At 40.8% G+C, this 23556-nt stretch carries 19 protein-coding genes; 7 read left to right on the forward strand and 12 right to left on the reverse strand.

From position 1 onward, the window contains the following. Nucleotides 1-35 precede the first annotated feature (35 nt). Nucleotides 36-1394: a 30S ribosomal protein S12 methylthiotransferase RimO gene (gene rimO / locus BUF11_RS06000; RefSeq protein WP_073587808.1), complete on the reverse strand. Its 1359-nt coding sequence runs from the start codon at nt 1392-1394 to the stop codon at nt 36-38. Nucleotides 1395-1656: 262 nt separating this feature from the next. Between rimO and BUF11_RS06005 the strand changes: the two genes are divergently transcribed. Beyond that, nucleotides 1657-3270, forward strand: coding sequence for a hypothetical protein (locus BUF11_RS06005; protein ID WP_073587809.1), 1614 nt, complete (start codon nt 1657-1659; stop codon nt 3268-3270). Nucleotides 3271-3340: 70 nt separating this feature from the next. Here BUF11_RS06005 and BUF11_RS06010 read toward each other — a convergent pair whose 3' ends face one another. From BUF11_RS06010 to BUF11_RS06040, 7 genes are all read right to left on the reverse strand, one after another. Next, nucleotides 3341-4510, reverse strand: coding sequence for a GTP-binding protein (locus BUF11_RS06010; RefSeq protein ID WP_073587810.1), 1170 nt, complete (start codon nt 4508-4510; stop codon nt 3341-3343). A gap of 50 nt (nt 4511-4560) precedes the next feature. Beyond that, nucleotides 4561-5355, reverse strand: a complete 795-nt coding sequence (locus BUF11_RS06015; RefSeq protein WP_139243286.1) for a tetratricopeptide repeat protein — start codon at nt 5353-5355, stop codon at nt 4561-4563. Beyond that, nucleotides 5327-6490: a CobW family GTP-binding protein gene (locus tag BUF11_RS06020; RefSeq protein ID WP_073587812.1), complete on the reverse strand. Its 1164-nt coding sequence runs from the start codon at nt 6488-6490 to the stop codon at nt 5327-5329. Before BUF11_RS06020 ends, BUF11_RS06015 begins: the two co-directional genes overlap by 29 nt. Nucleotides 6491-6658: 168 nt before the next feature. Next, a complete protein-coding gene (locus tag BUF11_RS06025; RefSeq protein WP_139243288.1) occupies nt 6659-7345 on the reverse strand; it encodes a hypothetical protein in 687 nt (228 codons plus the stop codon). Beyond that, nucleotides 7342-8190, reverse strand: a complete 849-nt coding sequence (gene folD, locus BUF11_RS06030) for a bifunctional methylenetetrahydrofolate dehydrogenase/methenyltetrahydrofolate cyclohydrolase FolD (protein WP_073587814.1) — start codon at nt 8188-8190, stop codon at nt 7342-7344. Before folD ends, BUF11_RS06025 begins: the two co-directional genes overlap by 4 nt. 62 nt (nt 8191-8252) lie before the next feature. Next, nucleotides 8253-10541, reverse strand: coding sequence for a hydratase (locus BUF11_RS06035; protein ID WP_073587815.1), 2289 nt, complete (start codon nt 10539-10541; stop codon nt 8253-8255). Between the two features lie 248 nt (nt 10542-10789). Continuing rightward, nucleotides 10790-11812, reverse strand: coding sequence for a sugar kinase (locus BUF11_RS06040; RefSeq protein WP_073587816.1), 1023 nt, complete (start codon nt 11810-11812; stop codon nt 10790-10792). Nucleotides 11813-12208: 396 nt separating this feature from the next. Between BUF11_RS06040 and BUF11_RS06045 the strand changes: the two genes are divergently transcribed. The 4 genes from BUF11_RS06045 (at nt 12209) to BUF11_RS06060 (ending at nt 17629) form a co-directional block, all read left to right on the forward strand. Further along, nucleotides 12209-13249 carry a LacI family DNA-binding transcriptional regulator gene (locus tag BUF11_RS06045; protein ID WP_073587817.1) on the forward strand — a complete coding sequence of 347 codons (1041 nt, stop codon included), beginning with the start codon at nt 12209-12211 and terminating at the stop codon, nt 13247-13249. After that, nucleotides 13246-14646: a glucuronate isomerase gene (gene uxaC / locus BUF11_RS06050; protein ID WP_073587818.1), complete on the forward strand. Its 1401-nt coding sequence runs from the start codon at nt 13246-13248 to the stop codon at nt 14644-14646. Before BUF11_RS06045 ends, uxaC begins: the two co-directional genes overlap by 4 nt. A 202-nt stretch (nt 14647-14848) precedes the next feature. Beyond that, nucleotides 14849-16387 (forward strand): alkaline phosphatase, encoded by a 1539-nt coding sequence (locus BUF11_RS06055; protein ID WP_084558477.1) that lies wholly within the window; start codon nt 14849-14851, stop codon nt 16385-16387. Nucleotides 16388-16477: 90 nt separating this feature from the next. Continuing rightward, on the forward strand, nt 16478-17629 hold the full coding sequence (locus BUF11_RS06060) for a YibE/F family protein (RefSeq protein WP_073587819.1): 1152 nt from the start codon (nt 16478-16480) through the stop codon (nt 17627-17629). Nucleotides 17630-17724: 95 nt separating this feature from the next. Here BUF11_RS06060 and BUF11_RS06065 read toward each other — a convergent pair whose 3' ends face one another. From BUF11_RS06065 to BUF11_RS06075, 3 genes are all read right to left on the reverse strand, one after another. Next, a complete protein-coding gene (locus BUF11_RS06065) occupies nt 17725-17925 on the reverse strand; it encodes a ferredoxin (protein ID WP_330393855.1) in 201 nt (66 codons plus the stop codon). A gap of 127 nt (nt 17926-18052) precedes the next feature. Then, on the reverse strand, nt 18053-18373 hold the full coding sequence (locus tag BUF11_RS06070) for a DUF3892 domain-containing protein (protein WP_073587820.1): 321 nt from the start codon (nt 18371-18373) through the stop codon (nt 18053-18055). Between the two features lie 78 nt (nt 18374-18451). Beyond that, nucleotides 18452-19582, reverse strand: a complete 1131-nt coding sequence (locus BUF11_RS06075; protein WP_073587821.1) for a PQQ-dependent sugar dehydrogenase — start codon at nt 19580-19582, stop codon at nt 18452-18454. A gap of 148 nt (nt 19583-19730) precedes the next feature. On the opposite strand from BUF11_RS06075, the gene pyrB reads away from it, so the two are divergent. Beyond that, nucleotides 19731-20645, forward strand: coding sequence for an aspartate carbamoyltransferase (gene pyrB / locus BUF11_RS06080; RefSeq protein WP_073587822.1), 915 nt, complete (start codon nt 19731-19733; stop codon nt 20643-20645). Continuing rightward, nucleotides 20645-21070, forward strand: a complete 426-nt coding sequence (locus BUF11_RS06085) for an aspartate carbamoyltransferase regulatory subunit (RefSeq protein WP_073587823.1) — start codon at nt 20645-20647, stop codon at nt 21068-21070. Before pyrB ends, BUF11_RS06085 begins: the two co-directional genes overlap by 1 nt. A gap of 93 nt (nt 21071-21163) precedes the next feature. Here the strand turns inward: BUF11_RS06085 and recQ are convergent, their stop codons facing one another. Then, complete coding sequence (gene recQ, locus BUF11_RS06090; protein ID WP_242952323.1) at nt 21164-23476, reverse strand: DNA helicase RecQ; 2313 nt, start codon at nt 23474-23476, stop codon at nt 21164-21166. Nucleotides 23477-23556 lie beyond the last annotated feature (80 nt).

Below are 23556 nucleotides of genomic sequence, written 5' to 3' on the forward strand. Positions count from 1 at the left end.
ATCCGTCCTTTCTCCCCTTAAGGGAACTTTTCTTTCTAATTTATAAGTTCAGCAACCAGATCATATCCCCTTGCTTCTGTAACAACAACATCTGCAAACTCGCCGGACATTAGCATGGCTCTGGTGGGAATAAATATATAGCCGTCCACATTGGGAGCATCCATATAAGTCCTTCCGATATAGATATTTCCGCTTTCTAAGCCGTATTCATCCAGGGATTCTTCCGGAAGTTTTCCTTCTATTAAAACCTTCAGCCTTTCACCGATTTTTTCTTCTGATTTTTCAAAAGCAACCTTTTGCTGTAATTCCATGATTTCCTTTTGACGTTTTACTTTAACCGGTTTTCTTATCTGGGAAGGCATCTTAGCTGCCGGGGTATCTTCCTCCTTGGAATAGGTAAATACACCTAATCGTTCAAAGCCCATCTCTTTTACAAATTCCGTTAATTCTTCGTGGTTTTCCTCTGTTTCACCAGGGAATCCCGTAATCAGGGTGGTACGGAGCGCAATATCCGGTATCTCCCTTCTAAGCTTATTAACCATTTCTATCAGCTCGGCTTTTGTTGTTCTTCTTCCCATCCTCTTTAGAATCTCATCACTGGCATGTTGGATGGGAATGTCCAGATAATGGCATATCTTCTTTTCTGACTTCATTACCTTAATTAAATCATCCGTGATTTCTTCCGGGTAACAGTAAAGAATCCGAATCCATTCTATTCCTTCTATTTTACAAAGTTCTCTTAAAAGCTTATGCAGAGATTTCTCCCCATAGATATCTTTTCCGTAAAGAGTAGTCTCCTGGGCAACCAGAATTAATTCCTTTACCCCGTTATCCGCTAACTCTTTTGCTTCCTCCAAAAGTTCTTCCATGGGTCTGCTCTGATAATTCCCTCTTATCTTGGGAATAATACAATAGGTGCAGTGCTTGTCGCAGCCTTCTGCAATCTTTAGATAGGAAAAATAACCTCCTGTGGTATTAATCCTCTTATGCTTATCCGTATGAGGACGGCTTTCAAACTCCTCTATCTTAACGGGTTTGCTTCCCTTTAATACCTCATCGATGACGGAAGCGATCTCTTCATACCTTTTTGTACCGACAACAGCGTCCACTTCCGGGATTTCCTTTAAAATGTCCTCCCTGTAACGCTGAGCAAGACATCCGGTTACAATTAATCCTTTCAATCTGCCGTCTTTCTTATATTGCCCCATTTCTAAAATGGTATTAATGCTTTCTTCCTTGGCATCATTAATAAAGCAGCAGGTATTAACGATAATAATATCCGCCTGCCTTTCGTCATCTGTTATAGTAAAACCGTATTCTTTTATGATACCAAGCATTATCTCACTGTCCACCAGGTTTTTATCACAACCCAGCGAAACAAAAAATATATTCATCCAAACCTCCAACTATTCCTACACTAGCTCCCATTGCATGCCGCATTTGCTTGCAGATGTGGCACTGCCACCAATCAGGATGCGAATTATGCTTTTCAATAATTCACACTAAACTGTTACCCTTGACATTTTAACAGTTTTCTTCTAAAAAAGAAACTGTTTATTTTTTATTTAATCTTTTGGAAATTCTAATGCAAATTTAATTGACTTTTATCCTTTATTTGTTAAGATAAAAGAAATCAAATGAAAGGTTACGGATACGATGAAAAAAACCAGAAATATTATTATCAGCTTATTAGTTTTCTTCACGATTATATTTATTTATTACTATATCACTCTGCCGGCTATCAATATCCATTCCCACGGCTTCTGGCTGTTTATTATTACAGCCCTGATTGTACTTACCCTTATTATAGGCTTTGCTTTTAACAGAAACGGAAAAATCATAACCAGTCCCAAAGATTTCATAAACGGCCCGCTTATGAAGGCCTCCGTTATAGTAACCGTTGCTGTTATCCTGTTTTACATTGGCGGTTCCCTTTTATCTTCCCCAATTATCAATTCCGGTAAATATCAAAAGATGCTGCCTGTAAAAGAAGGTGATTTTAAAACAGACATTCAGGAAATCTCCTATTCCGAGATTCCGGTTCTCGATAAAGATTCTGCTACTTTACTGGGTTCCAGAAAAATGGGAAGCATCACCGAATATGTATCACAGTTTGAGGTGTCGGACAACTATACCCAGATAAACTACAAGAGCGTTCCTACCAGAGTCACTCCTCTTGAATACGGCAATGCTATCAAGTGGCTTACCAATAACAGTAAGGGTATTCCGGCCTATATCCGAATTGATATGACAACAGAAAATGTTGAACTGGTGAAATTATCAAAAGGCATAAAGTATTCCCAGTCCGACCATTTTGGCAGATACTTAAACCGTTACCTGCGCTTTCACTATCCGACTTATGTTTTCTCTTCTTATAACTTTGAAATTGATGAAGCCGGTGTGCCTTACTGGATATGCCCTGTTAAGAGCTATACCATAGGGCTGTTCGGCGGTGAGACCGTCGGAAGGGTTGTTCTTGTAAATGCTATAACAGGAGATCTTAGCAATTACAAGGTATCCGAGGTTCCCGAATGGGTGGACCGTGTTTATTCAGCCGATTTATTGGTACAGCAATTTAATTATTATGGCACCTTAAAACACGGGTATTTAAATTCCATCTTCAGCCAGAAAGACTCCCTGCAGACTACAAAAGGATACAATTATATCGCCCTGGAGGATGATGTGTGGGTATATACAGGCATTACTTCCGTCGGTCAGGACGAATCCAATGTAGGCTTTGTTCTTATGAATCAGAGAACAGCCGAAACAAGATATTATCCGATTTCAGGAGCCGAAGAATACTCTGCTATGGCCTCTGCCGAAGGACAGGTACAGCATTTAGGATATACGGCAACTTTCCCGCTGCTCCTTAATATCGGAGGAGAACCCACTTATTTTATAGCCCTTAAGGATGCCGCCGGGCTTGTAAAAAGCTATGCTATGGTAAATATCTCAAGATATCAGATTGTGGCAACTGCAGAAACCATCAAGGAGTGCGAAAGACAGTATTTGCAAAAACTTCAGGATGATAATATCATACAGCAAGATACGGATACCCTTCAATCAGCATCCGGCAGTATTGCCAAGCTGGCAGATGTGGTTATTGACGGTAACTCCCACTATTATATACTGCTTCAGGGAAATGACGGAATCTTTGATATCAATGTTTCAAAATTCCCCGAAATCATCCGGTATAATGTCGGTGATTTTATTAAAATCACCTATACCCCCGGTACTTCCTACAACACAGTAGAAGAAATCCAAAAATAAATCACAGCAAAAAAGAAAGCGGTTTTTGACCTGTACCAATGTCTTAGACCGCTTTCTTTTTTATTCAAAATCAGTTATCAAGGCATGCATCCAATTCTTTGCGAATTTTCTCCTTATCTATGTTTTTTCCTATAAAAACAAGCTTTGTCATTCTATCACCATACTTTTTATCCCAATTTTCCTTTATGGGAGGATATTTCCTCATTGCCTCCTCAAGCTGTTCCTTTGAAGCAGCTGCTGCCCAAAGCCCTGCCGGCGTAAGACTCATCTGTTTTCCTGCCTGTTCAAATATATGGGCTGTATCTCTTTCGTCAGAAAACCACGCCATACCTTTACTTCGTATAATGTTTGAAGGCCATCTGCTATTCAGCCAGTCCTCAAATTTCTCGTAGTGGAAGGGCCTTCTTGTATAGTAAAGGAAAGTACCTATACCGTATTCGTCTGTTTCACCGTCATGATGGTGATGATGGTGCCGGTGTTCATGGGAGTGCTCATATTCCTTGTCATCTTCTTCTTTCAAGAACACCTTTTTCCAACCGGAGGAATTCTCAACTTCATTCAAATCAAAATTCCCCGTATCCAGTACATCAGATACCGCCACTTTTGCATAATCTGTTTCAATTATATCAGCCTCCGGCTGAAGTTGCCGGATCACCGAAAGAATCTCTGCCTTCTCACTCTCTTTTATATCTGATATCTTATTTAAAATAATAGTATTGCAGAACTCTATCTGCTGGATGATAAGACTCTCGATATCATCTTCCTCAATGTCTTCCTTTACAAGACTTTTTCCGCTAATGAATTCATCCACCAGACGTCTGGCATCCACTACCGTAACTACATTATCCAACCTGCATATATTGGGAAGGCGGTCATCCTCTACTGTTCCATCCAGCATGGCAATTGTCTGAACAATTGGCAAGGGTTCGCAGATTCCGCTGGCTTCAATCAGTATATAATCAAAACGTCCCTGCTTAACCAGGTGCACAATCTGCTTCATCAGATCCGTTTTCAGACTACAGCAGATACATCCGTTTGATAAAGCCACAAGGTTATCATCTGCCAGGGTTACTTCTCCGCCTCTTTCAATAAGTTCTGCATCGATATTGACTTCACCGATGTCATTTACGATAACCGCTACCTTATATCCTTCCTGATTTTCAAGCACATGGTTTAGCAGCGTGGTTTTACCAGAGCCCAAATAGCCCGTTATCAATGTAATTGGTATTCTTTTATCCATATATTACCTCATTTCTGCGCAATGTTTGCAGCTGCAGTGTTTGTGAAAAATCACAGATTGTTGAGTATCCGTTCTGTTTCTTCATCTCCTGTTAACTGATATAAAAATAAGAAGAGATACCTGGCGTAATCAAGGTTGTTTCTGTCAAGCTCCATTTTAGCGGCCTTATATAAAAGCCCTAAGGTCTCCTGTCTGGGAACGGATGGAATCCCCTTCTCCTCTAGTATTTCCTGTAACTTGGAGAATTCCCTGACCTGCCTTTTTCTCTTTAATGCCTTCTCAAAAAATTCCATCTCTTTTGATGCAGCTTCATTCGGATAATAATAATTACTGTACTCATAAACCGCCTCCGAGATATCCGGCTGATAAGTTTCCAGATAATACAGGCCAAGCAGCCGGTAATATTTACTCATATCACTCCTTGTATAACAATACGGATACATCCTTTCTGCTGTTTTATAAAGCATATCCCAGTTGCCGGTGTCCCGGTATAAGCGAGCCAGCCCATACAGTATCTCTACATCCAAAGGATTGCAGACAAGGGCCTTCTCATAAAAAGAAAGTGCTCTTTCCCCGTCATCTTTTTTTCTATATCTTTCTGCCAGCTCCCTGTATAAAAGGTGAAGCTTCCAGTCCAGGATATCATATTCCCTTCCTTTAAAATCATATTCATACAGATAAATCTCAAAGAAATGGTTGGGGCAGAAAAATACTGCCTTATCCCTCTGTTCCTCCTTCTCCCACAGGTTCAGGAAATCTTTCAATTCCTTAATCGTTATCTTCTCCAGGTTCTCATACAGGTAATGATATTGCTTCTCAATTTCTTCCATTTGCCGTACTTTCACCGCCTTTCTCCAGACAATCCGATAGCCTTTGAATAAATATTTCTCTGTTATAATCTTTTCCGATAAATACCAGTTGATTCATTCTGTCCCCATACACCATGTCCCAATCCAAAAGCACTTCGGGATATTGCTTAAAAATAATTTCCTGTTCTTCTTTTGGCAAGGCAGCCGTCCAGTTAGAGACCTCTGAAAGGGAAGAATTTCTTCCTGCCTGCTCAAATAACTGAACATGCATATCATCCTCCGAAAACCAGATATAGCCCTTTGCTCTTATGATTTCTTCCGGATAATCCTTTTCCAGAAAAGCAATAAACCTGTCATAATCAAAGGGATGCCTGTCCTCAAATACAAAGGAGGAGATACCAAACTCCTCATGTACCCCTCTTTTTTCTGCTCCATCCTGATGCAGTACCGACAAGGTATGCCCCAAAGGAGAGGACCTTTCCACTGCTTTATAGTCAAATTCCCTTTCTCTGAAAATATATTCTGAATCTATTCTGCCATATTCTGTTTCAATAATTTCAGCAAAGGGCTGGAATTTTCTTATAACAGCCTTAACTTCCTCAAGCTGTTTTCTGCTTAACAGGTCACATTTATTTAACAGAATTATATTACAGAATTCCACTTGCTCTATTATCAGATTAATAATATCGGGATCCTCCTCTGTCTTCTCTTCTGTGATATCTTCAAGCTCCTCTAAAAATTCCGCATAGATTCTATCTGCATCAACCACAGTGACAATGGTACTTAGATGCGCCTTTAATTCCCGGTTCTCCTCCTCATATAATAAAAAAACTTCTGCAATAGAAGCCGGATTACTGATACCGGAAGCTTCTACCAGTATGGTATCAATCTCCTCCATGTCCGCTATTCTTTCAATCTGTGCCATAAATTCATCACGCAAGGTGCAGCAGATGCAGCCATTCTTCAACTCGACCACACTGTAATCCAAAACAGTATTCTTATTTTCAAGCCTTATCAAAGAGGCATCTATATTCACAGCTCCCATATCATTAACAACAAGAGCCACTTTTCTCCCTGATGCATCCTTAAGCAGCCCGTTCATCAATGTTGTTTTACCCGATCCCAGATACCCTGTTATTAATATAACGTTTTTCTCTGTCTTTATATCCATGCTGATAGTCCTTCCTAAAGCAGTTGCTTGTTAATGCAAATCATTTGCATTAACAATTATACCTCTGATCCTTTGGCTTGTCAATCAAACTGCAACTGGTTTACACCATATGGAGCAAACGGGCTGCTGCCGGAAGATCTTCCCCCGGCAGCAGCCCGTTTTAAAATTCTATTCTGTAGTTTCTGAAATTTCTTTTTTTGAATTGCGCAGCTTTTTGATATAACTGTTAATGCGAAAGAGCTTCTTTTTCTTGTTCTTTCCCGGATGCTCATAATCTCCGATAAAGGAGGTCATGACAAAATGGCGGATACATTTTGCATCTCTTTCCTTTTCCAGGGAACGAAGTTCCAAATCCAGATTCTTTCGTATTCTCCGCATGGCCTTACTGTGGTCTATCTCCGTAACCAGGCGGCCATCCTGAAAAATCAGTTCCAAAAGGGTTTCATAGCAATACACCGGCTCATAATAACGTCCGGAGCAAATCATGCCTTTATCATACTCTTTCAGATATCCCTTCCCAACAATCATACCGCCTGTATAAATTAAGGATAAATGAATGTCCTCATAACAGGCATTCGTTATACCATAACTGATTTCAGAAATCTTAGGCTCCACATTCCCAATCTCCGGAAAACCGCGGTCAGAAAAGACAGACAAATCTTTCAGATAAAGCTTATAGTCCTCTATTTCCATATTTCCGTTATATTGGAACTGCTTATCTTTTTCCCATGTGGGATTAATGTTTAAATCGGCAGGTAAATATGGACTGTCCTCACATTTTAAAACCACATAGCTGATTCCATCTTTAATAATATGATTGCTGCCAGCCATTATCACTCTTACCTTTCTTTTCATTCGTTTTTCAACTTAGCACTTTCCACGCAGTTTTTCATTAACATGGCGATGGTCATAGGGCCAACACCTCCGGGAACCGGAGTGATTGCACTAACCAAATCAAAGACATCATCATAATCCACATCGCCGCAAAGCTTCTTTCCCTCCAGACGGTGGATGCCGACATCTATTACAACAGCTCCTTCTTTGATAAATTCACTGTTAATAAACTTAGGCTTTCCAATCGCAGCTACCAGAATATCTGCCCTTTTTGCGACCTTTTTTAAATCCACTGTCTTGGAATGGCAAATTGTTACCGTTGCGTCCTCCCTTATTAAAAGTGCCGCCATGGGTTTTCCAACGATATTACTTCTTCCGATAACAACACATTCCTTACCGCTGATGGTGATGCCCGAACGTTTCAAAAGCTCAATTACGCCTGCCGGAGTACAGGATACAAAACCTTTTTGTCCGGTGCTTAAAAGTCCTACATTTTCAGGATGGAAGCCGTCCACATCTTTCTCCGGTGAAATTGCTTTTATAATAACATCTTCCTTAATATGCTTTGGCAAAGGAAGCTGAACCAAAATACCGTTTACATCTTTTCTTTCATTGAGTTCCTTAATAAGAGAAAGCAGCTCTTCCTGCGTTGTCTCCTCTTTTAACTCATAGGACAGGGAGCCAATACCGATATATTCACAGGCCTTCTTTTTATTCCCGACATATACGGTGGAAGCAGAATCGTTTCCTACCTGTACCACTGCTAAAGTAACAGAAATTCCTTTTTCCGTTAACTGCCTTACTTCCTCTTTTAATTCCTCTTTAATATCAGAGGATATTTTCTTTCCGTCAATTATCTTGTCCATAAGAACCCTTCCTTTCGTCCAGGAAATATTTTACCATACACCCATGCATATCGCAAGTCTGCTTAATTTTCTTCACGATAATAATTGATCAGACAGCCTTTGTCTATAATATCTCTTTCGTCCTCTGTTAATTCTCCAAGCCTTAAGGTGAATTCCTTCATAGCTTTTCCAACTACATAGGCTTTTATTTCATTACTCTTTTCTGCTACGGCTCTTTTTACATCCTTAATAAAAAGATAATCTCCCTTTTCAAAAGGAATCTCTTCGCTTAATATAAAGGGAAGCATACCCCAGTTAATTAAATTGGAGCGGTATCTCTTGGTGGCATATTCTTTTGCAATATTGGCAAGACCACCAAGCACTTTCTGGCAGCTGGCAGCCTGTTCCCTCGCCGAACCGTCACCTGGTTTTACGGCATAGATTACACTTCCGATTTCCATATTTTTAGGATCTATTGTAAATACCTTTTGTATTTCTTCATAAACCTCTTTCAGCTCTTGGTTAGCGGCTAAAATATCCTCTCCGCTAATACGCGCTTTTTCTGCCTTATGCACCTCTTTGGCACGTCCTACATAAGCCGGGTCTTTTCTCGAAAGTGTAAATTCCGCAAGCCCTAAGGGATTGGAACGGTAAGAAGAAGTTTCACCGGAAGGAATAAGTTCATCTGTTGTGGTAACCGGATCTTTGATTACTGATACCACCTTTAATACCATATGGTCTGTAAGACCTGGCATAGCAGGCCAATCCACAATTCCCGGTCCGAATTTGATTTCCGTTTCAGGAAGCGGATTCGAGGTGCCATTATAAACGCGGTTGTCATAAATCTTACTGTCAAAGAAATATTTCGGCTTTAAGAAGTCCGTATCAATATTTTCGGCCGAAGTTAAGTAACCCTTGTTAGCCGCTGTAGCCGCAATGGATCTGGCATCCATTAATGCAACGGAAGCAACCTGTCCGCTTGTAATCTTGGAACCTTCTCTGTTGGGGAAGTTTCTGGTGGTATGCCTTATGCTGAAGCTATTATTAGAAGGAACATCTCCCGCTCCAAAGCAAGGACCGCAGAAGGCTGTTCTTATGGTAGCACCGGTTTCCATTAGGCTTGCTACAGAACCGTTCTTTACAAGCTCCATAAATATGGGCTGGCTTGCCGGATATACGCTTAAAGAAAAGTCGTCTGCTCCGATATACTTGCCCTTTAAAATATCCGCAGCATCACAGATATTCTCAAAACCGCCTCCGGCGCAGCCTGCAATAACGCCCTGGTCTACATAAAGCCTGTTATTCTTAACTTTATCCTGTAAACTGTACCTTATCTTATTATTGTCAAGGCTGATGGCAGCCTTCTTTTCCACTTCTGAAAGAATGTCATACAAATTCTTATTCAGTTCATCAATGGTATAGACATTGCTTGGATGAAAAGGCATGGCAATCATTGGCTTAATTTCTGATAAATCCACATGAATCAGCCCGTCATAATATACAACACTTTCTAATGTAAGTTCTTTATAATCTTCTGCCCTGTTATGTATTTCATAGAATTCCTTTACTTTGGAATCTGTAATCCAGATGGAGGATAAACAGGTGGTTTCTGTGGTCATAACGTCAATACCGATACGGTAGTCAACTGATAACTTACCGACACCATCTCCAAAGAACTCCATTACTTTATTATTTACATAGCCCTTTTCAAATACAGCACCGATAATGGCTAAGGCAATGTCCTGAGGCCCCACGCCTTTTCTTGGTTCTCCGGTTAAGTAAACACCGATTACCCCCGGCATATTGACATCATAGGTCTTGTTAAGAAGCTGCTTAACAAGTTCCGGTCCGCCTTCCCCCATTGCCATGGTACCAAGGGCACCATAACGGGTGTGGCTGTCAGAACCTAAAATCATCTTGCCGCCTCCGGCTAACATTTCTCTTGCAAATTGATGGATTACTGCCTGGTGAGGCGGTACATAAACACCGCCGTACTTTTTGGCACAGGATAGTCCGAACATATGATCATCTTCATTTATAGTACCTCCGACTGCACAAAGACTGTTATGGCAGTTCGTTAAGACATAGGGTACGGGGAACTTTTCAAGGCCGCTGGCCCTGGCAGTCTGGATGATTCCTACAAAGGTAATATCATGGGAAGCCAGCTTATCGAACTTAATCTTTAGCTTTTCCATATTCCCGGAGGTATTATGAGCCTTGAGAATACCGTATGCCAGTGTATTCTTAGCGGCCTCTTCCTTTGAACAGGCTCCCTTCGTTTTGCTTTGAAGCACTTCTGCTGTTGCTTCTCTTTCATCGATTACCTCTGTGCCGTTTAACACATAGGCACCCTTTTCATAAAGCTTAATCATAGTATCGTCTCCTTTATATGGCAGTACTTTTGTCTAACCGTACATTCTTACTGTACAGTACTTTTGATGTTGAATTTATACATTTTTATCTATAATTAATTCTATCTTTTTCTATAAAAAAATGAGGTACAAAAATAAGTACCTCATTATCATAATAGTTATAGCGAGAATAATCAAGATTAATTTTAAAGTTTTGTATTACTTTATTCAATAAATGTATATATATACAATACTGTTTTTGTAAATCATTACCTCTGCACCCTTCCGGAAGCATCTCCTCCCATCAATCCTTCGACTTCACTGCGGGATGCCAGATTTACATCTCCGGGAATCGTATGCTTTAGGGCAGAGGCCGCTACTGCAAATTCCAATGCTTCCTTTATACCTCTTTCTTCTATCAGTCCGCAGATAAGGCCTGCGGCAAAAGAGTCCCCTCCGCCTACACGGTCTACAATGCGCAATTCATATTTCCTGGAACGGTAAAATTCCTTTCCGTCATAAATGCAGGCGGACCAGCCATTATCAGAAGCAGAATAGCTTTCCCTCAAAGAGCTTGCAATACATTGAAAGCCAAATCTATCCATCATTCGCTGAAAGATGTCCTTATTTATATAATTTTCTGCTTCAATACCTGTCTTGTCCGTATCACTTAGATTCATCCCCAGAATATACTTTGCATCCTCCTTGCTGCCAATGCATACATCCACATACTGCAAAAGGTTTGTCATAACCTTCCCTGCCTTTTCATAGGACCAGAGTTTTTTGCGGTAATTAAAGTCCAGGGATACGGTAATTCCCTTTGCCCTGGCAGCCTTTAGGGCAAGCTCTGTTACAGCAGCAGCTCCGTCACTAATGGCCGGAGTAATTCCGCTGACATGAAACCAGTCTGCTCCTTCGAAAATGGCATCAAAATCAAAATCCTCTGCTGCGGCTTCTGCCATAGAGGAATGGGCTCTGTCATATACAACATTGGAGGCACGCATGGAAGCACCGGTTTCCAGATAGTAAATTCCCAGTCTTTCTCCTCCTCTGGCAATAAAATCGCAATTTACATTATATTTTCTTAAAGCAGCTACCGCACAGTCTCCGATTGGATTATCAGGAACCTTGGAAACAAAATGAGTTTTATGTCCAAAGTTGGCAAGGGATACTGCTACATTCGCTTCACCGCCTCCATAATTCACATCAAAATTATCTGCCTGGATAAATTTCTGATAGCCGGGTGGGGATAAGCGAAGCATAATCTCACCCATTGTAACTATTTTTGCCATTCTAACCTCTTTCCTTTCGTAAATATCCGGTTGTTTTCTATCTCTCAAACTCTGATTTTACCTTTTTTTTGCATACAAAGCAAGGAGAATACTGAATTATTTCTAGAATATATTGTCTTTTTTCTTTTGATAACCCCTACTGCTTTCTGACCAACCGCTTATTTTAAAATCTCCCGCCGCATCCTCCTGTAATTAAACCTTTCTTGTAAGTGCTTACATCTATGCAGCTTTATATTACTTGAATCTCCCATGGGAGAGTTCCTAAAAGCTTAGTTGGAAATAGAGCAATATAACTTATTCTTACGAAAGATTATACTTGTACTGTTTCTGATGCAATAGTATAATTAAGCTTAGATTCAGATTTACAATGTAAGCGCTTACATAGAAAGGGGATTTATGAATATATATGATATTTCCAAAAGGGCAGGTGTTTCTATTGCTACCGTTTCAAGGGTTCTTAACGGAAACTCTTTCGTAAGTGAAACGACCAGAGAAAAAGTCTTAAAGGTGATGGAAGAATCTGATTATATCCCCAATGCCTTTGCCAGAGGTCTTGGACTTGATACCATGAAGACTATCGGAATCATGTGCACTGACTCTTCTGACCTTTTTCATGCCAACGCTATCAATTATCTGGAAAGAGAACTTCGGAAAAACGGATATGATTCGCTTCTTTGCTGTACCGGTCATGAATCTGCGAATAAAAAGAATTATTTAAAACTCCTGCTGTCAAAAAGAGTGGATTCCATTATTGTAATTGGTTCCAATTTTCTGGAATGCGACAGCAAGTATAATGCTTATCTTAAAACAGCCGCCAGACAACTGCCGCTAATCATTATCAACGGTTATATTAACGCTCCAAATATCTATGGGATATTATGTGATGAGAAACAGGCTGTCTGTCAGGCAGCCACCCTGTTATTGGAACAGGGGAAAAAGGACATTCTCTTTCTTTATTCTAACAAAACTTTAAGCAGCTTAAATAAGATTCAGGGCTATGAGGAAGCATATAGGACCTTTGGACTTCCATTTAAAGAAGAACTGATTAATCAATGTCCCTTGACCATATCTGCTGCCAGAGATTTTCTGCTCTCTCTTAAAAGGGATGGAGCAGGCTTTCAGGCCGTCATGGCTGCAGAGGATATATTAGCCGTCGGAGCCCTTAAATATGCCAGAGCAGCCGGACTTTTGGTACCCGATGATTTATCCGTGATAGGTTACAACAATTCTCTTCTGACAGAGAGCTGTGACCCGGAGTTAACCTCCATTGATAACCATGTGGAATCCCTATGTCTTACAGCCGTAACAAATCTTATGAGAATTCTGAAAAAAGAAAGAGTCCCCGCAACCACCCTGCTTTCCTGTGAAATCATCCACCGGAAAACAACAATGACAGAATCAGTAATACACGAAAACAATACAGGAGGTAAACAATGAAAAATTTTATGGATCAGGATTTTCTTTTAACAACAGATACTGCAAGAACACTCTACCACGATTACGCAAAGGGACTTCCCATTATTGATTACCATTGCCATATAAACCCCAGAGAAATCGCAGAAGACAAGCTTTTTGACAACATTACACAGGTGTGGCTTGGCGGTGACCATTATAAATGGAGGCTGATGCGTGCCAACGGAATAGATGAAAAATACATAACCGGAGATGCTTCTGATTATGATAAATTCCTCCATTGGGCCAGGACCCTTCAAAAGGCTATCGGAAATCCCGTTTACCACTTCAGCCATCTGGAGCTGCAAAGGTACTTTGGCTATTACGGTGTGTTAAAGGAATCCACAGTGGATGAAGTATGGAAATTATGCAATAAGAAGCTCTCTTCCAATGAATTCAGTGCCAAAAATATCATGAAGCTTTCCCATGTGGAAACTATCTGTACTACAGATGACCCGGTGGATTCTCTTTGCTGGCATGAGCAGATACAAAAAGATTCCGGCTTCTCCGTAAAGGTTTATCCTGCCTTTCGTCCGGATAAGGCATTAAACATTGAAAAGCCCGATTTCTCCGGTTATCTGAAGACTCTTTCCGAAGTCAGCGGTGTTCTTATCACAAGCTTTGACTCTCTTTGCAGGGCACTAAAAAAACGCATAGCTTACTTTTCCTCAAAAGGCTGCCGTATCTCCGATCATTCTCTCTCCTACGTTATGTATTATCCGGCAGATGAAAAGGAAATTGAGGAAATCTTCTGCCGGAAGCTAAGAGGAGAAATACTGACCGAACAGGAAATCCTGAAATACAAGACTGCCTTTATGCTGTTTGCAGGCAAATGCTACAGTGAAGCCGGCTGGGTAATGCAATTGCATTACGGACCTAAAAGAGATAACAACCAGAAACTATATAAACTCCTTGGTCCCGATACCGGCTTTGATTGTATAAATAACTTAAGTTTCTCCTCCCAGCTGGCAGATTACCTGAATGCTTTAAATGAAACTGACAGTCTGCCAAAGACAGTTATATATTCCTTAAATCCCGTTGATAATGCTGCTATTGATTCCGTTATCGGCTGCTTTCAGGAAGGCAGTGTAAAGGGTAAGCTCCAGCATGGCAGTGCCTGGTGGCTTAATGACCATAAGCAGGGCATTACCGAGCAAATGACTTCCCTTGCCAATACAGGCCTATTGGCTAATTTTATTGGTATGTTAACCGATTCCAGAAGCTTTCTTTCCTATCCAAGGCATGAGTATTTCAGAAGGATTCTCTGTGATTTATTCGGACAATGGGTTGAAAAGGGAGAATATCCTTTTGACTTACCTCTTCTTGGAGAGATGATCCAGGATATTTCCTACTACAATACCAAAAATTATTTTGGATTTTAGCCTGCCTGTATTTGTAAATATTTTAATACCTCGTAAACCTTATGTTAAATGTTCCCATTTCATATTGCTTCTTTTTACTCCTTATGCTATTTATAAAATAACAATTCTTCTTATGTTGGCATCCGGATATGCATGCAGGCCGATATTAGGACAGGATTTGCTTGGTTACTTAAAACCCAAATAATAGAAGGAGTATGAAAGTATGATAAATAAAACCTTTAAGAGGGCAATTGCCTGTATAATAGCAGGTATATTCCTCTTAACCTTTATGTTCACCAATGATTTTACCAGCGTAAAGAGCAATGCTTCCGGAAGCCAAAAGGAAACCCAGGCGGTTTCCCTAAAAGCTCCCAAATATGTCTTTATGTTTATTGGCGACGGCATGAGCTTTCCGCAGATTCAGGCAGCCAGCGATTACCTTGGTGCTATCTCCCAGGATAAATCTTCCAAAGTCCTTACCGGTAATAAATACTTAGACTTTACAAAGTTCCCCGTAGCAGGCTCTGCTGTTACATATGACTCCACTTCTTTTTGTCCTGATTCCGCTTCTACGGCAACTTCCCTTTCTACAGGACACAAAACCTACAGCGGAACGATTAACATGGATGAAACCATGACCATCTCTTATGAAACAATTTCCGAAAAATTAAAGAAGCAGCTTGGTTATAAAATAGGAATTATCTCAACAGTTAACTTAAACCATGCAACTCCTGCTGCTTACTATGCTCATCAGGCCTCCAGAAACAATTACTATGCTATCGGACTTGAGATGATTCACAGCGGCTTTGACTATTTTGCAGGCGGTGCACTGATAAATCCCGATGGAGATAAGAAGGACACCCCCCAGACAAACCTTTATAAACTTGCAAAAGACAGCGGGTATAAGGTTCTTACTGCACAAAAAGACGCAGAAGCACTCACTGCTGCTGACGGAAAATCAATTGTAATCGGTGAAACTTTAGCTGACAGTAATTCCCTTTCTTATTCCAATGATACCAAAACCGGTGAATGGGCATTAAAGGATTATGTAAAGAAGGGTATTGATGTTCTTTATAACAAAAAAGGCTTCTTTATGATGGTAGAAGGCGGAAAAATCGACTGGGCATGCCATGCAAATGATGCAGGCTCCACAATATCCGATACTCTTGCCTTAGATGATGCTGTCAAAGAAGCAATAAACTTCTATAAGAAGTATCCTTCTGAAACCCTTATTATTGTAACCGGAGATCATGAAACCGGAGGGTTAACCATTGGTTATGCCGGTACGGAATACTCTACTTTCCTTGACAATCTTTCCAACCAGAAGCTTTCCTATGCTAAATTCGATTCGGCTTATGTAAAGAAATACAAGGAAAATAAAACTTCTTTTACTGACGTTCTTACCGATATCAAGAAGAATTTCGGTTTGATAACAGATACCGATCCCAGTTCAGCTGCATATCCCAACCTGGTTCTGACACCTTATGAATACAATAAGCTAAAAGCAGCTTACGATATGACCATAACCGGAAAAGCCGCCAAGAGTCAGGAAGAATATCTCCTCTATGGCAGCTACGAACCCTTGACCGTAACAATCACTCATATTCTGAATAACAAATCCGGTATAGCATTTACTTCCTATTCCCATACCGGACTTCCGGTAGGTGTTTTTGCCCAGGGACAGGGCGCCGATCTTTTCGGAGGATATTATGACAACACCCAGATATATTTCAATCTTGCCAGCCTTTTAAAGGTAAAATAAAGTCCCACGGCAACTTTAAAAGAAGGATTGCTTAAAAGGCAACAGGCAATCCTTCTTTCCATATGAAACAGAAAGAAAGAAGGAACTTACATGAACCTTTTTCATAATAGACGAAAATTCAACCTTTCCTATCATCTTCCCGTACTGGTTTCTTTGGCTGTATTACTGCTTCTTTTGCTGATTCCCACCGGATATGAGGATGCGGTTATTTACAAGGGAACTGACCGCACCGCCGCCAGAGTAATTTCAGTGGATAACAAGAACATTATTGACACCGGTCTTATCCGTTCCGGTGAGCAAACCTGCATAGTAAAGCTGCTTGGAGGTAAATTTAAGGGACAAGAGACAGAAGGGTTTAATCTGCTGAACGGTTCCCTGGAAAATGACAAAATATTCCATGAGGGTGATAAAGTTTTAGTAGTTATCAGTTATCAGGATTCCAAAATCTTATCCGTCAACCTTATTGACCATTACCGTATTAAAAAGGAAGCCATTCTTGCCGCAGCCTTTGCCCTGCTGCTTATCATAGTAGCCGGAGAAACAGGCTTTCGTTCACTTATTTCCTTTGTAACCAGCATATTGATGATATGGAAGGTCTTAGTCCCTGCTTATTTAAACGGCTATAATCCCATATACTTTGGACTTCTTATCAACGTTTCTCTTATAATACTGATTCTTTCACTGGTATTTGGTTTTAACAAAAAGGCTCTGGCTGCCATATCGGGGGCATCCCTTGGTATCCTTGTCACCTGTCTTCTTGGTATGGTTTTTACAACCAGCTATAAGATACATGGAGCTATTATGCCCAATTCCGAAAGCCTTCTTTACAGCGGCTATGCCAATCTGAATCTGACCAAAATCTTTATGGCAAGTATTTTTATCGGTTCTTCCGGCGCTGTAATGGATCTTGCCGTTGATATCACCTCTGCCATCAACGAAGTCATCTCAAAAAAGCCTGAAATGAAATGGAAAGAGGCTTTTCTGTCAGGTATGAATGTGGGAAAGGCTGCCATGGGCACCATGACTACCACCCTCCTGTTAGCATATTCCGGCGGATATATTGCCCTTCTTATGGTATTTATGGCACAGGGTACACCGGTGTTTAATATTCTGAATTACAAATATGTATCTGCAGAGATTCTGGATACCTTTATCGGAAGCATCGGCCTGGTGTTAGTTGCTCCCTTTATTGCCTTCACCTGCAGTCTTCTCTTAACCGGCAAAAAGAATACCTTAACATAAGAGAATCTCCATGCTTTTCTTCTTTAACCGGCTTTCTGATATAGAAACGATGTAAGAAGAAAGGCATGGAGTTTAAGGCAAATCCAAATTAATTACTAGTCAATATCAATTGCACTGGTCGGACAGCTGTCTCTGGCATTTTCAGCATCTGAAACCTTATCGGAAGGAATATCCCCATCAATTCCATGGGCAAAACCATCCTCTCCCATACTGTAAACTTCCGGACATAGATTTGTACATAATTCACAGCTAATACAAAGATCCGGGCTGACACTTGCTTTCATATTGTTTACCATTCACCATTCTTTTCAATGGTTCCTTTCTTTATATAGTAATTAAATTTTACTCTTGCTCCCTTACAGATTCAATTCTGTACATGGATATTATCGTTAAAAAAAGAAATTTTATACATATTTGTATTTATTAGCTTTCATGCAATCCGGTAACTGACGGCAGACTTGACAGATTATTATCCTCTCTGCCATCGGGTAAGGATTTCAGATATTCACTTCCATTTCTCGTGGCTACGCCAACTCCTTTGATATCACCCTGTTTTGCGGCCTCAACGCCCTCTTCCTTATTTAAAATATGTCCGTCGGAAAGCTTATAGCCGGTAACCTTTCCGCTTTCCTTTACAAGTGCTACAATTTCCTTCGCATCCGGCTTGCTTTCAGGAATATCCGATAACGCCATCATCGGTAATACCGATGAAATGTTTGCCTGATTTGTATTTATATTTTCCATGCATAAACCTCCCATTCTTTCCTGTGACAGTACGTCTTTAGTTTATGCAAATGTAAAAAGTATATTCATCAAAATATTTTAACGGGGCACAAGCCGTATGATCTTATCATCTCCTTCATTCGGAAGCCCTCTGCCATCCAGATTACTGGTCGTAAGATAGATTGAACCGTCGACATCCCTGTAACTTTCTCTTAATCTTCCGAATTCATCTTTTAAATAGCTTTCAACTTCTACTGCCTGTCTGCCGGCATCATTTAAGGTCATTAATAACAACTGCTGCGCCTTAAGAGCTGCCACAAACAATTTTCCATTAAAAGGCCCTTCCTTTACAAAGGCAATGCCGGAAGGCGCATATGTGTCATCTCCGCTGTCAAAAACAGGTATAATAAAATCTCCTTCTGACAACGGCCACCCATAATTTCCTCCCGGTACTATAAGATTGATTTTATCATGTGCCACATTTCCATGCTCTGAAGCATACAATATCCCATCTTCATTCCAGTCAAGTCCCTGGGGATTGCGGAGTCCCAAAGCATAAACATAGGAGTCCCCAAAAGGATTATCCGAAGGTACCCTGCCGTCTAATTCCATTCTTAAAATCTTTCCTGCCAGACTGTTAATATCCTGGGAAAGCTCTCCCTGTCCGGCATCCCCTGTCGTAGCATAGAGCTTGCCGTCCGGTCCTATCTTAAGTCTGCCTCCATTATGAACCCTGTCTCCGGGAATCCTCTCCAAGAGTACTCTATCTTCCATGGTATTCTCTCTCTCATAGTGCATCCGTACCACTTTGTTAAAGAATTCTCCCTCTTCCACATAAGTATACATAACATAAAAATATCCATTCTCCTCAAAATCCGGATCCAATACCAATCCCATCAATCCCCCTTCTCCCTGGGCTTCAAAGGGCGGGATAAAGGTGAATAGGGGACTCGTCTGTAAAACGCCATTTTCAATCAGTCGTATATTCCCGCTTCGTTCTGTAAAGAAAATTCTCCCATCCTTTGTAATATCCAGCGCCCATGGAACAAAAAGCTCCTCCGCTACAATCTCAATGTTGTATGGAAATTCTGCTTTTTCTTCCATTCCGTCCGGATTTCCCTGGGGTTCTTCCTGAATGCTTGCTCTTATTTCCTCTAAAATTACCGGCTGACGGTCTCTCTCATACCAATTTCGCAATTTATAAATATTTTCTGCTTTATAATAATACATAATAAGGCTTTCCAGTCATCTCTCATAATATTTATTCTATGGAAAGCCGGGCAAATGGTTCTTTCGTTTTACGAAATTTTATATTGTATTACAGGAGGCTTTATAGTATAATAATCAGTTGAAAAAACAACAGTATATGGAGGTAGTCATGAAACATCTTATTAGTCCCCTAGACTTATCTGTTTCAGAATTGGAGGATATCCTGAATCTTGCAAGCGAAATATTCAATGACAAAAAGAAATATTCAGATATCTGTCATGGAAAAAAGCTGGCAACCCTGTTCTATGAACCAAGTACCAGAACAAGACTTAGTTTTGAAGCCGCTATGTTAAATCTCGGTGGCAGTGTTTTAGGTTTTTCATCTGCAGATTCTTCATCTGCCGCCAAAGGTGAAAGTGTTGCCGACACCATACGTGTTATCTCCAGTTACGCTGATATCTGTGCCATGCGTCATCCCAAAGAGGGTGCTCCCCTAGTTGCTTCTATTTATTCTTCTATTCCTGTAATCAATGCCGGTGACGGCGGCCATAACCATCCCACTCAAACCTTAACAGACTTATTTACAATTTCAAAATTAAAGGGCAGATTAGATAACCTGACTGTTGGCTTTTGTGGTGATTTAAAGTTCGGAAGAACCGTCCACTCTTTAATCAATGCTCTTGTACGTTATAAAAATGTCCATTTTGTTTTAGTTTCTCCCGATGAACTTAAGATACCTGCTTATCTTCGTGAAGAAGTATTGGATGCCAATCATATTTCCTACGAAGAAGTTAAGAACCTGGAAGCTGTTCTTCCTGACCTTGATTTGTTGTATATGACAAGGGTCCAGAAGGAACGCTTTTTTAATGAAGAGGATTATATCCGCCTGAAAGATTCTTTTATTCTGGATGCAAAGAAAATGTCTCTTGCCAAAGAAGACATGCTGGTACTTCACCCCCTGCCCAGAGTAAATGAGATTTCAACCGAAGTAGATAATGACAAACGTGCCGTTTACTTTAAGCAGGCAGAATTTGGTGTCTATGTACGAATGGCTTTGATTATGAAATTATTGGAGGTGGCTTAATGTTAAATATCGGCGGATTAAATCAGGGAATCGTTATTGACCACATAGAAGCCGGCGGGGCTATGAAGATTTATTCTTACTTAAATCTGGAAAAGCTGGATTGCAGCGTTGCTATCATTAAAAACGCCAAAAGCAATAAGATGGGTAAAAAGGACATTATTAAAATCGATGGGACACTGGATATGGATTTAGATATCCTGGGGGTTCTTGACAGAAACATTACCATCAACATTATAGAAAACGGTAAAATCAAATTAAAACGGAATTTAAACCTGCCTGAAAAGGTTACCAATATTATCAAATGCAAGAATCCCAGATGCATTACCTCCATCGAACAGGAACTTCCCCATATGTTCCGGCTTACCGACAAGCCAAACGGTGTATACCGCTGTGTATATTGTGAGCAGGCCTTTAAAAGGAATTAGACTACGCCCATACTGGGCGTATATATAGGAAAAGCGTAGGACCCTATGCTTTTCCTTTTATTATACTGCTGCGGTTTTACCCCATCCTGCCTGTTACTGTCTGATTCTTCCTATCACATCAAGCAGCAGCACCTGTGCCTTCTCATCATACATTATCACCGCGTATTCATTCCCTTTCCCGCTGATGCGGCTGTCTGTTGTAATGCCCGCAGACTGTCCCTTTTCTGTTGGATAGGTTTCATTTCTTCCCAATAAGGGATTATACCGATCAATGAGATAACCCTCCTCCTTTAAGACCGATGTAATGTGAACAGAGGCCAGCCTCTTCATAACCGCTTCATCCCTCACATCATTAAGCTTATCCACAAACTGGCTGACTGTCACCTTATCTTCCGGCTTAAAACCAGTCCGCATTTCTTCTGTGAGCCGGAATTCTTCTTTGGTCTTTCTAGTCCTAAGGGTCTTCTCTGCTTTTTGCTGGTCCGCTGCCTGTTCATAGGAGAGAGATTCCTTACTGCCACCGGTAAATTTAAGAATAGCCTCAAGAAATTCATTTCCGTATTTTTTGAATTTATTCTCTCCCACTCCGGTTACCGTAAGCATCTCATTCTGGTTTAGCGGAAGCTTTACGCACATATCCGTAAGGGTCTTATCTGAAAAGATGATATAAGGCGGTACCCCTTCTTCTTTTGCAATGTCTGTCCGAAGCTGCCGCAGCAGTTCGAAAAGATCTAAGCCTTTTGAAGTTAATATCTCGGATCTTCTTAAGCCTTTCTGTTTACCGGACAGATTACCTTCTCCCTTTTCGCTGTTGTTTACCCTGGAGGCTTTTATTATGACAAGAGCCTGTCCCTCTGAAATCTCAAGGGAAGAACGGTTTAACTTCACCACGGCATATTTATCATTGGTAACATAGAGGTATTCCTCAAGTATTAGCTTATTCATAATCTGTTTTAGAAAACTTTCATTGGCAGAAGAATATTTTCCGTAAAGGCTTGAGTTCACCATATTATTGGCAGTAAGCTTAGCTGTCCGCCTTCCGAGTAAAGTTGCTATGATTACATTCACGCCGTACCGCTGCCCGCTTTCTCTTATGCAGTTAAGGATATCCCTGCTGTCCTCCGTAACATCCGTTTCCTCAAATTCTGTCAGGCAGTTAGAGCAATTCCCGCAGGTACCTTCCCCATATTGCCCAAAATAATTCAGGACATATTCTCTTAAGCAGTCTCTGGTGAAGCAGTAATAGGTCATCTTTTTAAGACGTTCCATATCCCGTTCCTGAATCAGTTCCCTGTCTGCTGCGCTTAGTTCCTCATTGATATTTCCTTTCTCTATCAGAAACTTATTTATTTCCACATCCTTACCGCTGTACATTAGAATACATTCCGAAGCCTCCCCGTCACGTCCGGCTCTTCCTGCCTCCTGATAATAACTCTCCATATTCTTTGGCATATTGTAGTGAATGACGTAACGTACATTGGATTTGTCAATTCCCATACCAAAGGCATTGGTTGCTACCATTACAGGCTTTCTGTCATAGATAAAATCTTCCTGGTTCTGATTTCTATCCGCATCCGGCATTCCTGCATGGTATTTCGCTGCCGAGGTCCCCTGCTTATTAATAAGCTCCCACAGTTCCTCTACATTATTTCTTGTATTGCAATAAATAATCCCGCATTTATCCAGGTGTTCTTTCACATAGGCCAGAACCTCTTCCTCTTTCTTCTTTGGTGTTCGTACTTCAAAATAAAGATTCTCCCTGTCAAAGCCTGTTACCACCACTTCAGGCGACCGAAGCTTTAGGATACAGCCGATATCTTCCATAACCTCCTTTGTAGCAGTGGCAGTAAAAGCACTGATAACCGGACGCGCCGGAAGCCCTTCAATAAATCTTACAATCTTTCGATAGCTCGGTCTGAAATCCTGTCCCCACTGGGAGATACAATGGGCCTCGTCCACTGCTACCATTGCAATAGGCGTATTTAATGCAAAGTGCAGGAATTCCTCTGTTTCCAGCCGTTCCGGCGCCACATAAATCAGTTGGTACTTTCCTTCTCTGGCATACTCTAAAGCAAGGCTGACCTGCCTGGCTGACAGAGAACTGTTTATAAAGGCTGCATGGATACCCGCTTCATTGAGTGCCGCCACCTGATCCTTCATAAGGGATATAAGCGGTGAAATAACAATAGTAATGCCCTCCATTATAATCCCGGGGATCTGATAACATATGGATTTTCCGGCTCCTGTGGGCATAATTCCAAGTGCATCCCTTCCCTGCAATATGCTGTATACCAGTTTGTCCTGCCCATTACGGAAGCTTTCATAGCCAAAATACTTCTTTAAGACGCCTACAGCCTGTTCTCTCTTGTTAATGTTCTGAATCATTTCTCCTCCTGTAATTTTCATACTAACTCCCATTGCATGCCGCATCTGCTTGCAGATGCGGCACTGCCACCAATCAGGGTGTGAATTATGCTTTTCAATAA

Source organism: Anaerocolumna xylanovorans DSM 12503 (genome assembly GCF_900143645.1).
Classification (GTDB): domain Bacteria; phylum Bacillota; class Clostridia; order Lachnospirales; family Lachnospiraceae; genus Anaerocolumna; species Anaerocolumna xylanovorans.

Coding starts and splice junctions, on each gene's coding strand:
- rimO (WP_073587808.1), bottom strand. CDS start 1,394: ATGAATATATTTTTTGTTTCGCTGGGTTGTGATAAAAACCTGGTGGAC.
- BUF11_RS06005 (WP_073587809.1), top strand. CDS start 1,657: ATGAAAAAAACCAGAAATATTATTATCAGCTTATTAGTTTTCTTCACG.
- BUF11_RS06010 (WP_073587810.1), bottom strand. CDS start 4,510: ATGGATAAAAGAATACCAATTACATTGATAACGGGCTATTTGGGCTCT.
- BUF11_RS06020 (WP_073587812.1), bottom strand. CDS start 6,490: ATGGATATAAAGACAGAGAAAAACGTTATATTAATAACAGGGTATCTG.
- BUF11_RS06025 (WP_139243288.1), bottom strand. CDS start 7,345: ATGAAAAGAAAGGTAAGAGTGATAATGGCTGGCAGCAATCATATTATT.
- folD (WP_073587814.1), bottom strand. CDS start 8,190: ATGGACAAGATAATTGACGGAAAGAAAATATCCTCTGATATTAAAGAG.
- BUF11_RS06035 (WP_073587815.1), bottom strand. CDS start 10,541: ATGATTAAGCTTTATGAAAAGGGTGCCTATGTGTTAAACGGCACAGAG.
- BUF11_RS06040 (WP_073587816.1), bottom strand. CDS start 11,812: ATGGCAAAAATAGTTACAATGGGTGAGATTATGCTTCGCTTATCCCCA.
- BUF11_RS06045 (WP_073587817.1), top strand. CDS start 12,209: ATGAATATATATGATATTTCCAAAAGGGCAGGTGTTTCTATTGCTACC.
- uxaC (WP_073587818.1), top strand. CDS start 13,246: ATGAAAAATTTTATGGATCAGGATTTTCTTTTAACAACAGATACTGCA.
- BUF11_RS06055 (WP_084558477.1), top strand. CDS start 14,849: ATGATAAATAAAACCTTTAAGAGGGCAATTGCCTGTATAATAGCAGGT.
- BUF11_RS06060 (WP_073587819.1), top strand. CDS start 16,478: ATGAACCTTTTTCATAATAGACGAAAATTCAACCTTTCCTATCATCTT.
- BUF11_RS06065 (WP_330393855.1), bottom strand. CDS start 17,925: ATGGTAAACAATATGAAAGCAAGTGTCAGCCCGGATCTTTGTATTAGC.
- BUF11_RS06070 (WP_073587820.1), bottom strand. CDS start 18,373: ATGGAAAATATAAATACAAATCAGGCAAACATTTCATCGGTATTACCG.
- BUF11_RS06075 (WP_073587821.1), bottom strand. CDS start 19,582: ATGTATTATTATAAAGCAGAAAATATTTATAAATTGCGAAATTGGTAT.
- pyrB (WP_073587822.1), top strand. CDS start 19,731: ATGAAACATCTTATTAGTCCCCTAGACTTATCTGTTTCAGAATTGGAG.
- BUF11_RS06085 (WP_073587823.1), top strand. CDS start 20,645: ATGTTAAATATCGGCGGATTAAATCAGGGAATCGTTATTGACCACATA.
- recQ (WP_242952323.1), bottom strand. CDS start 23,476: ATGAAAATTACAGGAGGAGAAATGATTCAGAACATTAACAAGAGAGAA.